The sequence below is a fragment of the Mycobacterium sp. NGS64 genome, assembly GCF_059812245.1.
The window spans coordinates 24,276-39,434 of record NZ_JCALCI010000011.1 but is presented as its reverse complement, the minus strand read 5'-3'; the positions used below and the strand labels follow the sequence as shown (position 1 = coordinate 39,434).

Below are 15,159 nucleotides of genomic sequence, written 5' to 3'. Positions count from 1 at the left end.
ATTACGAGAGATTTTCACAATGGCCGACACCTCTCTCCCCGACCACCTGCCCAACCTGCGCCCCGACCGCCAGCCGCCCCACCCGTCGTGGCTTCCCAAGCAACGCCGCGGCACCACGCCCCAAATGATCGGGCGCTACCCCGATTTCGACGTTCTTCAGACCGCCGACACGTGGGACGACGCCACCCGCAAGGTGGTCCTGGCCCGGCTGGAACCGCCCGGTCCCCTGCGGTTTTTCACCGCCGAGCAGGAACCCTGCCTGCGCGCGTTTTGTGACACCGTGCTGGCGCAGGACGGCGAGCCGCGGGTGCCGGTGGCCGAGTCGGTCGACGCCAAGCTCGCCGACGGACGCCTCGACGGCTACCAGTACGCCGACATGCCCGACGACCGCGACACCTGGCGACTGGTGCTGCGCGCGCTCGACGAGACGGCCGCCCGCCGCTACGGCACGGCGTTCGCCGAAGCCGAGCCCGCCGCCCGCGAAGCGATCATCGAGCAGTTCTCTCAGGGCGAGCTCGAGGGCGGGGCCTGGGAGCGCCTGAACGTCAAGCGCGCCTGGTCGGTGTGCATGCGAATGACGTTGTCGGGCTTCTACTCCCATCCTTGGGCCTGGAACGAGATCGGCTTCGGCGGGCCCGCCTACCCGCGCGGGTTCATGCGTCTCGGCGGTGCCACCGGCCCGGCCGCGGCGCGCGAGCCCTTCGAGACCCGTGGCGCCACCGACGAGGACCCCGTGCGGATCGTGCAAAGCGGCGAGCTGTGATGGGTGACTTCTGGCGAGGCCTGTTCAAGGGGGCGGTCGGTCCCAAGGACAACGATTCGCGTTTCCTGCTCGACGTCCATTCCCGCGACCTGCCCGGCGAGAAGACCATGTGCCGCTACCGCGACGACGACGAGGTCGACCTGGTGGTGGTCGGGGCCGGCGCGGGCGGCTCGGTGCTCGCGCAGCGCCTGGCCCGTGCGGGGTGGCGGGTGGTGGTCCTCGAGGCCGGACCGTTCTGGCATCCCGACGAGGACTGGGTCTCCGACGAGGCCGGCTCGCACGACCTGTACTGGACCCAGAAGCGCATCATCGGCGGCGCCGACCCTATCGAGCTGGGCAAGAACAACTCCGGGCGCGGGGTGGGCGGCTCGATGGTCCACTACGCCGGCTACTGTCCGCGCTTCCACCCCAGCGACTTCGCCACCCGCACCCTCGACGGGGTCGGGGCGGACTGGCCCATCGGCTACGAGGACATCCGCCCACACTACGAGCGCGTTGAGCTCGAGTTGCCGGTGGCCGGTCAGGACTGGCCCTGGGGCTATCCCCATCGCTATTCCTTTGCCCCACATCCTATTTCGGGGGCGGCCGCCAAGCTGTGGGAGGGCGCGCTGAAGCTCGGCATCGAGATGCGCGTCGGGCCCGTCGGCATCGTCAACGGTACCTTCGGCAATCGCCCGCACTGCATCTACCGCGGCTATTGCCTGCAGGGCTGCAAGGTCAACGCCAAGGCCAGCCCGTACGTCACGCACCTGCCGGACGCGTTGGCCCACGCCGTGGAGATCCGTGCCAACTGCATGGCCGCCCGCGTCGAACTCGACGAGAACGGCGCCGCGCGCGGGGTGGTGTACTACGACGAGGTGGGCGGCACCGAGCGCCTGCAGCGCGCCAAAGCCGTTGCCGTGGCGGGATACTCGATCGAGACCCCGCGCCTGCTGCTGAACTCGGTCAGCGACCGCTTCCCGAACGGGTTGGGCAACAACGACGATCAGGTCGGGCGGTACGTGATGGTGCAGGGCGCCACGCAGTCCGCGGGCCGGTGGTCCGAGGAGGTCCGGATGTACAAGGCACCTCCCCCGGAGGTGTCGTCCGAACAGTTCTACGAGACCGACCCCGATCGCGGCTTCGCCCGTGGCTTTTCCATCCAGACCGTGTCGCCCATGCCCATCGGCTGGGCCGAACACGTGATGGCCGAAGGACATTGGGGCCGCGCGCTGCGCGAGTACATGCGCGACTACAACCACTGGGCCACCATCGGGGTGCTCAACGAACTGCTGCCGCGGCCGGACAACCGGGTCACCCTCGCGGACGAGACCGACCCCTACGGCATCCCGGTGGCCCGGTTCGACTACAGCCTGTGCGACAACGACAAGGCCAACATCGCCTACTCCACCAAGGTGATCGGTGACATCCTCGATGCTGCCGGCGCCCAGGACAAGCTCACCATCGAACGGTTCGCCCACCTGATCGGCGGCGCCCGCATGGGGACCAGCCCGGAGAATTCGGTCGTCGACTCCGATCACCGCGTGTGGGGCGTGCCGAACCTGTTCCTCGCCGACGGTTCGGTCTGCCCGACGCAGGGCTCGGCGAACCCGGCGCTGACCATCATGGCGTTGGCCTCCCGACTGGCCGAGCGGATGGCGGCGGGCAAGATTCCCACCGGCGCGGCCGGCGCGGTCGGTGGGCGGTCGAAGGTGGCGGCACGTGGCTGAGCAGACGATCGACGTCGACGCGGCCTACGCGCCGCGGGTGCTGCGCGAGTATGCGCTGCTCGCCGACGGCGAGCGCGGCGCGCTGATCGGCCCGCAGGGCGACGTGGCGTGGATGTGCGCGCCGCGATGGGATTCCGAGGCCGTGTTCTCCAACCTGATCGGTGGTGACGGGGTTTACGCGGTAACCCCGACGGACGTGCGGAACGTGTGGGGCGGCTACTACGAGCCGGGCACCCTGATCTGGCGCAGCCGGTGGACCACCCGCGACGGGATCGTCGAGTGCCGCGAGGCGCTGGCCTTCCCCGGCGACCCCGAGCAGGTGGTGCTGCTGCGGCGGCTGACGGGCTGCCGCGGGAAGGCGCAGCTGCGGGTGCTGCTGGCGCCCAGCGCCGCGTTCGGCCGTCACGGACCCGGTCAGGGCAGCCTCGACGAGGGAATCTGGAGCGGCCGGTCCGGGCGGTTGCGGTGGCGGTGGTCGGGCGGGCGGGACGCGCACCCCGTCAAAACCACCCACGGCCGCGGCGATCCGTTGATGTGTGAGATCACCCTTGACGAGGGCCGCCACCACGACCTGGTGCTGGAGCTGTCCGAACGCGCGCTGCCCGACCGGCCACCCGACCCCGACATCGCCTGGGACGCAACCACGGCCGCCTGGAGCCGCAGCGTGCCCGAGCTGAACGGCACCATCGCGCCCCGCGACGCGCGTCACTCCTATGCGGTGCTGCGCGGGCTGACCAGCAGCGGCGGCGGCATGGTCGCTGCCGCCACCATGAGCCTGCCGGAACGCGCGCACACCAACCAGAACTACGACTACCGCTACGCCTGGATCCGCGACCAGGTATACGCCGGCCTGGCCGCGGGCGCCGTCGGCGCGCCCGAGCTGCTCGACCAGGCGGTCGAGTTCGTCGGCGCCCGGCTGCTGCAGGACGGCCAGCACCTCAAACCCGCCTATACCGTCACGGGTGGTTCGGTGCCGAGCGAAGAGGCTCTCGACCTGCCGGGCTACCCGGGCGGCACGGACAAGGTCGGCAACCGGGTCAACCAACAATTCCAGCTCGACGTCTTCGGCGAGGCGCTGCAGCTGTTGGCCATGGCCGCCGGGGCCGACCGGCTCGACGCCGAGGGGTGGCGCGCCGCGCAGGCCGCCATCGGCGCGATCGAAAAGCGTTGGCGCGAACCGGATGCCGGTGTCTGGGAGATCGACGACGAGCTGTGGACGCAGTCCCGCCTGGCCTGCGTGGCCGGGTTGCGCGCCATCGCGAAGGTGGCCGGCGCGGGTCCCGAGCTCGCCGCCTCCGCATCGCTGGCCGACGCGATCCTGGCCGACACCGCGTCGTCCAGCGTGCACCCGCACGGCTACTGGCAGCGCAGCCCGCGGCTCACCGGGGTCGACGCGTCGCTGTTGCTGCCGCCGGTGCGCGGCGCCGTGCCCGCCGACGACCCCCGCACACGGGCCACGCTGGACGCCGTTCGCCGGGAACTCGCGCGCGACGGCTACGTCTACCGATTTCGGCACGACGAACGTGACCTCGGCGACGCCGAGGGCGCGTTCCTGCTATGCGGATTCATGATGGCCCTGGCCGAAGACCAACTGGGCCATGCGGATTGCGCGATGCGCTGGTTCGAACGCAACCGCGCCGCCTGCGGCCCGCCGGGGCTGCTGTGCGAGGAATACGACGTCAGGCAGCGCCAGCTGCGCGGCAACCTGCCGCAAGCGTTCGCGCACGCCTTGCTGCTGGAGTGCACGGCCACCCTCGCCGAGGAGACCGTGCACCAGGACTGAACGAGAGGAGATTCGGGAGATGACACCGACTTCAAAAACGGTAGTGATCACCGGCGCCAGCGCCGGCATCGGCCGCGCCACCGCGCAGCTGTTCGGGCGCCGCGGCGCCAACGTCGCCCTGCTCGCGCGCGGCGCCGCCGGTTTGGAGGGCGCGGCGCGCGACGTCGAGGCGGGCGGCGGCAAGGCGCTGGCAATCCCGACGGATGTGGCCGACTATTCGGCCGTCGCGGCCGCCGCCGACGAGGTCGAATTGACGTTCGGCCCCATCGACACCTGGATCAACGTCGCGTTCACGTCCGTGTTCGCGCCTTTCCACGAGATCACGCCCGAGGAGTTCAAACGTGTGACCGAGGTGACCTACCTCGGCTATGTGCACGGCACCATGGCGGCGCTGGCGAAGATGCGGCCGCGCGATCGCGGCACCATCGTGCAGGTCGGCTCGGCGCTGAGCGAGCGGTCCATCCCCCTGCAGTCGGCCTACTGCGGCGCCAAGCACGCCACCAACGGCTTCACCGAATCGGTGCGCTGCGAGCTGCTGCACGAGGGCTCGAACGTACGGATCACCGTCGTGCAGATGCCCGCGGTCAACACCCCGCAGTTCTCCTGGGTGCTGTCCCGCCTGCCACGGCATCCGCAACCGGTGCCGCCGATCTACCAACCGGAGGTCGCCGCGCGCGGCGTCGCCTACGCCGCGGATCATCCAGGGCGCAAACAGTATTGGGTCGGCGACAGCACCGCGGTCACCCTGCTGGCCCAGAAGTTCGTCGCGCCGCTGCTGGATCGCTACCTTGGTCGCACCGGATACGACTCGCAGCAGACCGACGAACGCGTGAGCGGAGGACGGCCGCACAACCTGTGGGAGCCCGTCGATGGCGAGTCCGGGAGCGACCACGGCGCCCACGGCGGGTTCGACGACAAGGCTCACGCTCACAGCCCGCAGGTGTGGTTGTCCCAACATCCGCTCGTCGGCAGCACCGGTGCGCTGGGGCTAGGGCTGGGTGCGCTGCTGGCGCTGCGGCGGGCGCGATGACGGCCTGGGCGCGAATCGTTTACGGCTTGGTGCTCCTCGCCGCGCCGAGTTCGCTGCTGCGGCTGGCGTCCGGCAAGCCGGCGACCAGTCGGGAGCGCGCGGTGACCCGCATCCTGGGGGCGCGGCTGCTGACGCAGGCGGCGGTGACCGACATCAGGCCCGACGCGGTGAGCGTGGCGCTGGGTGCCGAGGTCGACCTCGTGCACGCGATCACCATGCTCGGCTGGGCGGCCGTGGACCGCGGCGCCCGGCGGCTCACGCTGCTGAGCGCCGCGACCGCCGGCCTGTTCGCCGTCGCCGGCGCCGCCCAGGCGCGGCGGACGCCGGCGGCGGCGGACGCGCCGACCGGCGACGTGCTGGCCACGCTCGTCCGGCTGCGCCACCGGATCGCCGAAGCCGTCGCCCGATACACCCTGCCGGGCGACGTTCGCGCCGCCCTGAAGACTTAGGAGGACCGCATGCTGGATGGTTGCATCGACGAGGTCACCGCGCAGGCGTACGAAATCCCCACCGACGCGCCGGAAGCCGACGGCACGTTCGCATGGTCGTCGACGACGCTCATCCTGGCCGAGGTGGTCGCGGGCGGCCGCCGCGGGCTGGGCTACACCTACGCCGCCGGCGCCTGCCGCGAGCTGATCACCGGTCCGCTCGCCGGCGCGGTCAAGGGACACAGCGCCCTCGACATCCCCGGCGCCTGGGAGTCGATGGTCAAAGCGGTCCGCAACAGCGGGCGCCCGGGCCTGGCGTCCTGCGCGATCTCGGCGGTCGACACCGCGCTGTGGGACCTCAAGGGCAAGCTGCTCGACATCCCGGTGTGCCGGCTGCTCGGCGTGGCGCATCCCGAGGTGCCGATCTACGGTAGCGGCGGCTTCACCACCTACGACGACACCGCGGCCCGCGCCCAGCTCGAGCGCTGGGTCGACGATTGGAAGATACCCCGCGTGAAGATCAAGATCGGCGAGTCGTCGGGTGCCGACGAGCGCCGCGACCTGGACCGAATCGCGTTCGCGCGCAAGGTGATCGGGCCCGACGTCGAACTGTATGTGGACGCCAATGGCGGCTACCGGCGCAAGCAGGCGATCCGGGTCGCCCACGCCATGGCCGAGCACGATGTCACCTGGTTCGAGGAACCCGTCTCCTCCGACGACCTCGCCGGGCTTCGGGAGGTGCGCGACCAGGTGACGCCGGACGTCACCGCCGGCGAATACGGCTACGACCTCACGTACTTCCGCCGGATGCTGGCGGCCGACGCGGTCGACTGCCTGCAAATCGACGTCACCCGCTGCGGGGGCATCACCGACTTCCAGCGTGCCGCGGCCGTCGCCGCCGCCTACCACGTCGACGTGTCGGGACACTGCGCACCCAACCTGCACGCCCACGTCGCCGCCGCGATTCCCAACCTGCGGCACCTGGAGTACTTCCACGACCACCACCGCATCGAGCACATGTTGTTCGACGGCGCCCTGCCGCCCGACGGCGGGTCCTTGCGGCCCGATCAGCACCGGCCCGGGCTCGGGCTGGAATTCAAGCACGCCGACGCCGAGCAGTACCGGGTGAGCTGATCGACGGATCGCGCGGCCCCGGCGTGCTTGAACGTGCCCGAAAGCGGGCATTGATAAGGCAAAAACGGCAAGCATTCCGGGAGAGACGGGCGATGACTGTGAACGAGGATGACACCGGTCAACGTCGCAATGGGCGGGCCGGCGGCTCGCCGCCGGAGGCGGTGATGTCCGACGTCGTGCAGGAGCGCGAGCTGGGCGCGCTCGACCTGGTGCTGGGCCTGGGCGAGCCGCAGCGGGTGGGCAGGTTCCGGTTCTTCCTGGACGGCCAGCGTTGGGAATGGTCGGACACCGTTGCGCGCATGCACGGCTACGAGCCGGGCCAGGTCGAGCCCACCACCGAGCTGTTGCTGCAGCACAAGCACCCCGAGGACCGCGAGCGCGTCGCCGCCGTGCTGGACCGCGTGGTCAACGGCAAACCGTTCAGCAGCAGGCACCGCATCATCGACACCGCCGGGCACACCCGCTGCGTCGTCGTGGCGGGCGATCGGATGCTCGGCGACACCGGCGCGCTGATCGGCACGTCCGGGTTCTACGTCGACGTCACCGATTCGTTGCACTCCGACATCACCAACGTCCTGGAGGCGGTGGCCGATGCGCGCGCCCGGATCGAGCAGGCCAAGGGCGTGCTGATGAGCGCCTACGGCATCTCCGCGGATCGGGCCTTCGACATCCTGGCCTGGCGATCCCAAGAAACCAACCTCAAGGTCCGCGACCTCGCCGCCCGCTTCCTGGAGGCCGTCGCCGGCAAGGCGTCACCCGACACCCGGACCCACATCGACCACGCGCTGCTGACCCTCGAATAATTGCCCGGTGGCGCACCTACTGGGAGCCGAGGCCGTACGCCTGGAATATCCGACTCAGGTCGTGTTCGAGTCGGTGACGCTGGGGGTCAACGACGGCGCGCGCATCGGCATCGTCGGGCGAAACGGCGACGGCAAGTCCAGCCTGCTGGGCCTGCTGACCGGCCGGCTGCGGCCCGACGCCGGGCGGGTCACCCGCCGCAGCGGGCTGCGGGTCGGCGAGCTGAGCCAGGCCGACACCCTGGACGCGGACCGCACGGTGGGCTGGACGTTGGTCGGCGAGCAACCGGAGCATCAGTGGGCCGGCGACGCCCGGGTGCGCGACGTGGTCGGCGGGCTGGTGTCCGATATCGCCTGGGACGCAACGATTTCCACGCTCAGCGGCGGGCAACGACGGCGGGTGCAGCTGGCACGGCTGCTGATCGGCGAGTGGGACGTGATCACCCTCGACGAGCCCACCAACCACCTGGACATCGAGGGCATCACCTGGCTGGCCGCCCATCTGCAAGAGCGCTGGGCGCGCAACACCGGCGGGCTGCTGGTGGTGACCCACGACCGCTGGTTCCTCGACGAAGTCGCCACCGCGACGTGGGAGGTGCACGACGGGATCGTCGAGCCGTTCGAGGGCGGCTACGCCGCCTACGTGCTGCAGCGCGTCGAACGCGACCGGCTGGCCGCGGCCGCCGAGGCCAAGCGGCAGAACCTGATGCGCAAGGAGCTGGCGTGGCTGCGGCGGGGCCCGCCGGCGCGGACGAGCAAGCCCAAGTTCCGGATCGAGGCCGCCAACCAGCTGATCGCCGACGTGCCGCCGCTGCGCAACACCGTCGAGCTGGCCAAGCTGGCGACCGCGCGGCTGGGCAAGGTCGTCGTCGACCTGCTCGACGTGTCGGTCTCTTATGACGGCCGGCCGGTGCTGCGTGACGTCGAATGGCGCATCGCGCCCGGCGAACGCACCGGCATCGTCGGGGCCAACGGCGCCGGGAAGTCGACGCTGCTGGGATTGATCGCCGGCACGGTGTCGCCGGACAGCGGGCGCGTCAAGCGCGGCAAGACCGTGCGGCTCGCGGTGCTGGATCAGCGGGGCGAGGAGCTGGACGCGCTGGCCGGCGACCGGATCGCCGACGTGCTGGGCGGGCTGCGCGGCGGCTACGAGGTGGAGGGCAGGGAGGTCACCCCGGCCCAGCTGCTGGAGCGGCTCGGCTTCGGCCGGGGGCAGCTGTCCGCGCGGGTCGGCGACCTCTCCGGCGGCCAGCGACGGCGGCTGCAGCTGATGCTGACGCTGCTGAGTGAACCGAACGTGTTGCTGCTCGACGAGCCCACCAACGACGTCGACACCGACATGCTCACCGCGGTCGAGGATCTGCTCGACTCCTGGCCGGGCACCCTGATCGTCGTGTCGCACGACCGGTACCTGCTCGAGCGGGTCACCGATCAGCAGTACGCGATCCTCGACGGCCGGCTGCGGCATCTGCCCGGCGGCATCGACGAGTATCTGCGGCTTTCGGCGCGCCGGCCGGCTGCGGCGTCGACCTCGGCTGCGCCGGCTTCTGTTTCGGGGATGTCGGGCGCGGAGCGCCGCACCGCCGAGAAGGAGCTGGCCGCGGCGGACCGTCAGCTCGCGCGCCTCGCCGAGCGGATCGCGGCCAAGCATCACGAGCTCGCCGAGCACGACCAGTCCGATCACGTCGGCCTGGCGCGGCTGACGGGCGAGTTGCGCGGCCTGGAAGGCGAGGTCGCCGCGACGGAGAGCCGCTGGCTGGAGCTATCGGAGCTACTCGAATAATCGGGTCATGGTTGCGGTCAGGCGCGAGACGTATCGGCCGGTAAGGTACCCGCCCGGCGAGGCGTTGCTGGCGCTGTACCGGTGGCGGGGTCCGGTGATCAGTTCCGGCGTCGGTCGCCACGGCTACACCTACCTGCTTGGTCCCGAGGCAAACAAGTTCGTGTTTGCCAACGCCGACGCGTTCAGCTGGCGGGAGACGTTTGAGAACCTCGCCATCGTCGACGGGCCCACCGCGTTGATCGTCAGCGACGGCGATGACCACCGGCGCCGGCGCAGCGTCGTCGCGCCCGGTCTGCGGCACCGGCAGATCCAGGACTACGTGCAGACCATGGTCGCCAACGTCGACGCCGTCATCGACGAATGGCGGCCCGGGCAGCGGCTGGACATCTATCGCCAATGCCGCTCGGCGGTGCGGCACAGCACCGCCGAAAGCCTGTTCGGCCAGCGCATGGCCGTGCACTCCGACTTCCTCGGCGAACAACTGCAGCCCCTGCTGGACCTGACGCACATGCTTCCGCAGGCGGTGGCTTTGCAGCGACGGTTCCGGGCGCCGGGCTGGCGGCGGGCGGAGGCGGCGCGGAAACGCATCGACGACCTCGTCGACGCCCAGATCGCCGCCGCCCGTGCGGATCCCAGGCCCGATGACCACATGCTGACGATGCTGATCAACGGGCGCGGCGACGAGGGCTACGCGTTGAGCGACGACGAGATCCGGGATGCGGTGATCTCGTTGATCACCGCCGGCTACGAGACGACCAGCGGCGCGTTGGCCTGGGCCATCTACTCGCTGCTGTCGCTGCCGGGCGCGTGGGACACCGCCGTTGACGAGGTGCGCCGGGTGCTCGGCGACCGGCCTCCCGCAGCCGCCGACCTCGACGCGCTGGTCTACCTCAACGGCGTCGTGCATGAGACGCTGCGGCTGTACCCGCCTGGGGTCATCTCGGCGCGCAAGGTGATGCGCGACCTCACGTTCGACGGGCATCGCATCCCGGCGGGCCGGTTGCTGATCTTCAGCCCGTACGTCACCCACCGCCTGTCCGAGCTATGGCCGCAGCCAACGGAATTCCGGCCGTCGCGCTGGGATGCCGGCGCACCGGGCTACCGCAAGCCGGCTCCGCACGAATTCATTCCGTTCAGCGGGGGCCTGCACCGGTGCATCGGCGCGGTCATGGCCACCACCGAGATGACCGTCATGCTCGCCCGCCTCGTGGCCCGGACCACGCTACGGCTGCCCCCGCAGCGCATCCGCGCCCATAACCTCGCGGCGCTGTCCCCCAAGCCGGGACTGACCGTCGAGGTGGTTGGTCGTGGCGATCGCGAGCGCGGCGCAGCCGGGCGAAGCGGGTCGCCACCATCGGCCTAGTGCCAACGCAGTAGCACCAGCTCCGAGCAGAAGCCGGGACCCATGGCGAGCATCAGCCCGGGGCTTCCGCTGGGCGGCGGCTTGGCGATGGTGTCGCGCAGGATGTGCAGCACCGAGGCCGACGAGAGGTTGGCGATTTCGCCGAGCGAGCGCCACGTCAGTTCGAGCGCGTCGGGGGCGAGTTCCAGTGCCCTGGAGATGGCGTCGATCACCTTGGGGCCGCCCGGGTGGCTGACCCATGCGCCGATGTCGTCCCTGCCGAGCCCGTGGGTGGCGAGGAAGCCGTTGACATCGTCGGCCAGGTAGCGATCGATCAACGTCGTCAGGTCCGGCGACAGCACGAGTTGAAGCCCCGAGGAGCTGACGTTCCAGCCCATGATCTGCAGCGAGTCAGGGTAGAGGCGGCTGCGCGAATCGAGGATGTCGGGCCCGCTCGCGCGAACCTGGTCGGCGCGACGGTCACCGACCGCCACCACCGCGGCCGCGCCGTCACCGAACAGCGCGCTGCCCACCAGCCCGGACACCGTCGGTTTGACGGCCGGGTAGGTGAGCGAACACAGCTCGACCGCAACCAGGACCGCGACGCCGTCGGGCGCACCGCGCAGATAGTCGTTCAGCCGGGCCACCCCCGCGGCGCCGGCCACGCAACCCAATCCGAACAGCGGCACCCGGCGCACGTCGGGACGCAGGCCGAGCCGCCCGGCGATGCGGGCGTCCAGCGACGGCACCGCGATCCCGGTGACCGTGGTGGTCGCGATCATGTCGATGTCTTTCGGCTCCAGGCCGGCCTCGTCGAGCGCGCCCAACAGCGCCTCGCAGCCAAGGTCGACGGCGGCGTCGATGAAGATCGCGTTGGCCTCCCCGAAGTCGGTCAGCGTGGGGTAGCGCTCCAACGGCAGGACGAAGTGGCGGCTGTTGACCCTCGCTGCGGCGTGGAGGCGCCGCACGATCTCCTCGTGTTCCTTCAGCCCGGGAAACTCGACGAATTGGTCGGTGATCTCGGCCTGGCTATACCGATGCGGCGGCAGCGCACCGAACACACCTGCGATGACGCTCATGCGCCCACCTTTTTGGTTATGGGCGGAGGAAAGCGAAGACTTTCACCCGAGGCTGTGAACCACTCCGTAACGTGGGAAGTTTAAGAGTTTTCGCGCCGCATCGCAATTCAGTTGATATTCAACGTATGTCAAATTAAGGCGAGCACGCGGCGCGTAATCAATTCCGCCAGTGGCAGTTTGACTATTGAACGTCTTCACCTTCTGCCGCGTCAAGGGCAAGCGCAATTAGCGCGTCAGGGCTTAAGGAGTCGATGGCGTCATCGGTCACCGTTGAATCGTCGAGCGATGTTTCCGGGTCGCCGGCCAACAGTAATAACTTGTCGAGCAATCCGGTTCTTCGAAGTTCCTGAAGCGGAATCTTTCTCAGCACCGACCAGACCTTTTCCTCATCGGACTCTTCCGACTCGCCGCTCAGCAGTTGTTGGCCGAGATGATCGGCCAGCGCCGCGGGGTTGGGATAGTCGAAGATGAGCGTGCGCGACAGGGCCAGCCCGGTATCGGCTTTGAGCCGGTTGCGCAGTTCCACCCCCGTCAGGGAGTCGAACCCGAGATCCTGGAAGGCGCGGCCCGGGTCGACGGCGTGGCCGTCCGGATGTCCCAACACCGCTGCGGCGTGGGCGCACACCAGCTCGATCAGGCGGCGGCGGCGCTCGCGGGGCGGCAGTTGGCGTAGGCGCTCGGCCGTCTCGTGCGGGGCGGCCGGTGCCGACGCATCTGTACCGCTGCCCAGCCAAAACCTTTCGCGCACAAAGCCATACGTCGGCAACTCGACCCGCCGGCCAGGCGGCAGGATTGCGCTCCAGTCGACCGTCACGCCGGTGGTGAACAACCGAGCGGCCGCCATGAGCAGCGACTCCACCTCCGGGCGATCCCTGGCCAGCGTGACCGTCACGACGGGATGCTCGGTCGCCAGGGATTGCTCCGCCGCGGCGCTGAGCCCGCCGCCGGGACCGACTTCGACGAACACGCCGGCCCCGGACGCCTCGGCGGCCCGCACCCCGTCGGCGAAGCGCACCGGACGGCGCACGTGCTCGGCCCAGTACCGCGCGGATCCGTAGCCGGGTTGCGCGAGCTGCCCAGACACATTGGACACCAACGGTATTCGAGGCTCGCCTGGCGCGATGTCGGCCAGCGCGCCTTCGAAGGTTTCGATCATGGGCTCCATCAGCGGCGAGTGAAACGCGTGCGAGACCGCCAACCGATGAAAGCGCCTGCCCCGGTCCGCCAGGGTTTGGGTGATGGCGCCGACGGCGGCTTCCGCGCCGGAGATCACCACCGCTTCCGGGCCGTTGATCGCCGCGATGGCCACCCCATCGGTGAGCAGCGGCGCCACCTCAACCTCGCCGGCGCCGACCGCAACCATCGCGCCGCCGGCAGGCAACCCCGCCATTAACCTGCCCCGCGCCGCGACCACCTTGGCCGCGTCGGACAGCGACAACACGCCCGCGACATGGGCGGCGGTGATCTCGCCCACCGAATGCCCCATCACCACGTCGGGGACCACCCCCCAGTGCCTCAGCAGCGCCGCCAGCCCCACCTGGACGGCGAACAACGCCTGCTGCGCAAACTCGGTGTTATCCAACAGGTTTGGATCGCTCCCCCACATCACGCCGCGCAGGCGGTCGTCCAGCGCGGCGGCGGCCTCGTCGAAAGCCTCCGTGAACACCGGGAACCGGCCGTACAGCTCGGCCCCCATCCCCAGTGACTGCGCGCCCTGCCCGGGGAAGACGAACACCGTCGTGCCCGGCGCGTGCGCCCGGTCGACGACAGCGTCGGTACGCGGCTCGCCGCGCGCCAAACCGGCCAGCGCCTCGGTCAGGATCCCGCGATCGGTGCCCACCAGCGCCGCGCGATGCTCGAACACCGAACGCGTCGTCGCCAACGACCACGCCACGTCGTTCGCGTCCGGCCCCGGGTCGCCGGCCACACGCGCGTGCAGCCGCGCGGCCTGATTGGCCAACGCGCGCTGCGAGCGGCCGGACAGCACCCACACGGTCGGCCCGTTGTCGTGTTCCGTCGCGGGCGTTTCCGGGCGCGCGGGCGCCTGCTCGACGATCACATGGGCGTTGGTGCCGCCCATGCCGAACGAAGAGACCCCCGCCCGTCGCGGGCCCTCCCCCGCCGGCCAGGGGGTCAGTTCGGTGCTGACGCGCAGCCCGAGTCCGTCCAGATCGATTGTCGGAGCGGCATAGTTGAGGCTCGCGGGAATGGCGCCATTCTCGATCGATAGCACGGCCTTGAGCAAACCCGCGATGCCCGCGGCGCCGCCCGCGTGGCCGATGTTGGTCTTCACCGATCCCACGGTCAGCGGGCGCTGTCGGAGCCTGCCGATCGCCTCCCCCAGCGCGTTCGCCTCCACCGGGTCGCCGACCGGCGTGCCGGTGCCGTGCGCCTCGACATACTCCAACTCGCCCGGTTGGAGGCCGGCGTAGTCCAAGGCGCGGCGGATGACGTCGGCCTGTCCCGCGACCGAAGGCGCGGTCTGCCCGGCGGCGGTGTGCCCGGCGTTGCCGACCGCGCTGCCGCGGATGACCGCGCGGATGCGGTCTCCGTCCTCGAGGGCGGCGCGCACCGGCTTCAGCAGCACCAGCCCGCCGCCCTCGCTGCGCACGTAGCCGTCGGCGCGGGCGTCGAAGGCATAGGTGTGGCCCGATTCCGACAGCGCTCCGAATTCCCTTTCCAGCAGGGATGTCTCGCTCGCGAGGTTGAGGTGGACACCGCCCGCGATGGCCAGCCTCGATTCGCCCGAGCGCAGGCTTTCCGCCGCGGCGTGGACGGACACCAACGACGATGACTGGCCGGCATCGATCGTCATGCTCGGGCCGTAGAGGCCCAAGGCGTAGGAAATCCTGTTCGCGATCATCGCCCGGCTGACTCCGGCGAAGGAGTGATGGTCGACGTGTTCCGCGCTGTCGAGCGTCAGCACCGCGTAGTCGTCGCTCATCGCGCCGACGTAGACGGCGACCTGTTCTCCGCGCAGGCCTTCCGGCACCAGGAACGCGTCCTCGAGAAGCTCCCAGGCAAGCTCCAGCGCCAGCCGCTGGCGGGGATCCATCGCGCCGGCCTCGCGCGGCGAGACGTTGAAGAAGTCCGCGTCGAACTCGGCGACGTTGTCCAGCAGCCCTTCTCGGCGGGTCTTCCTCTCGGCGACACGAGTGACTTCTATTCCGTCCCGAAGCACGCGCCAGAATTCGGCAGGGTTGGCGGCGCCCGGGAACCTGCAGGCGATCCCGATGATCGCTACGTCTGCCGGGCGCACGCCGTCCTCCATATCAGTGTGGTGCAACACGATCCCGTGTGCGGCCGCG

The 15,159-nt window shown here is 70.3% G+C and carries 11 protein-coding genes; 9 read left to right on the top strand and 2 right to left on the bottom strand.

Going from position 1 to position 15,159, the window contains the following annotated elements; all coding sequences use genetic code 11:
- Positions 1-19 precede the first annotated feature (19 nt).
- From AC5Y4S_RS26510 to AC5Y4S_RS26470, 9 genes are all read left to right on the top strand, one after another.
- The gene (locus AC5Y4S_RS26510) at positions 20-763 is read left to right on the top strand and encodes a gluconate 2-dehydrogenase subunit 3 family protein (RefSeq protein ID WP_500035542.1); all 744 of its coding nucleotides are present in this window, start codon (positions 20-22) and stop codon (positions 761-763) included.
- On the top strand, positions 763-2,472 hold the full coding sequence (locus tag AC5Y4S_RS26505; protein ID WP_500035541.1) for a GMC family oxidoreductase: 1,710 nt from the start codon (positions 763-765) through the stop codon (positions 2,470-2,472). Before AC5Y4S_RS26510 ends, AC5Y4S_RS26505 begins: the two co-directional genes overlap by 1 nt.
- Positions 2,465-4,255, top strand: a complete 1,791-nt coding sequence (locus tag AC5Y4S_RS26500) for a glycoside hydrolase family 15 protein (RefSeq protein WP_500035540.1) — start codon at positions 2,465-2,467, stop codon at positions 4,253-4,255. Before AC5Y4S_RS26505 ends, AC5Y4S_RS26500 begins: the two co-directional genes overlap by 8 nt.
- A 19-nt stretch (positions 4,256-4,274) precedes the next feature.
- Positions 4,275-5,285, top strand: a complete 1,011-nt coding sequence (locus tag AC5Y4S_RS26495) for an SDR family oxidoreductase (protein ID WP_500035539.1) — start codon at positions 4,275-4,277, stop codon at positions 5,283-5,285.
- Complete coding sequence (locus AC5Y4S_RS26490; RefSeq protein ID WP_500035538.1) at positions 5,282-5,734, top strand: hypothetical protein; 453 nt, start codon at positions 5,282-5,284, stop codon at positions 5,732-5,734. The genes AC5Y4S_RS26495 and AC5Y4S_RS26490 overlap by 4 nt, the downstream gene beginning before the upstream one ends.
- A 9-nt stretch (positions 5,735-5,743) precedes the next feature.
- Positions 5,744-6,847 (top strand): enolase C-terminal domain-like protein, encoded by a 1,104-nt coding sequence (locus AC5Y4S_RS26485; protein ID WP_500035537.1) that lies wholly within the window; start codon positions 5,744-5,746, stop codon positions 6,845-6,847.
- Between the two features lie 92 nt (positions 6,848-6,939).
- Positions 6,940-7,650, top strand: coding sequence for a PAS and ANTAR domain-containing protein (locus AC5Y4S_RS26480; protein WP_500035536.1), 711 nt, complete (start codon positions 6,940-6,942; stop codon positions 7,648-7,650).
- Positions 7,651-7,657: 7 nt separating this feature from the next.
- Entirely contained in the window at positions 7,658-9,430 is a 1,773-nt protein-coding gene (locus tag AC5Y4S_RS26475; RefSeq protein ID WP_500035535.1) for an ABC-F family ATP-binding cassette domain-containing protein, read from the top strand.
- A 7-nt stretch (positions 9,431-9,437) separates the two neighbouring features.
- Positions 9,438-10,793: a cytochrome P450 gene (locus AC5Y4S_RS26470; protein WP_500035534.1), complete on the top strand. Its 1,356-nt coding sequence runs from the start codon at positions 9,438-9,440 to the stop codon at positions 10,791-10,793.
- Here AC5Y4S_RS26470 and AC5Y4S_RS26465 read toward each other — a convergent pair.
- Both AC5Y4S_RS26465 and AC5Y4S_RS26460 read right to left on the bottom strand, forming a co-directional pair.
- Positions 10,790-11,851 carry a type III polyketide synthase gene (locus AC5Y4S_RS26465; RefSeq protein WP_500035533.1) on the bottom strand — a complete coding sequence of 354 codons (1,062 nt, stop codon included), beginning with the start codon at positions 11,849-11,851 and terminating at the stop codon, positions 10,790-10,792. The genes AC5Y4S_RS26470 and AC5Y4S_RS26465 overlap by 4 nt on opposite strands.
- Positions 11,852-12,032: 181 nt before the next feature.
- Positions 12,033-15,110, bottom strand: coding sequence for a type I polyketide synthase (locus tag AC5Y4S_RS26460; RefSeq protein WP_500035532.1), 3,078 nt, complete (start codon positions 15,108-15,110; stop codon positions 12,033-12,035).
- Positions 15,111-15,159 lie beyond the last annotated feature (49 nt).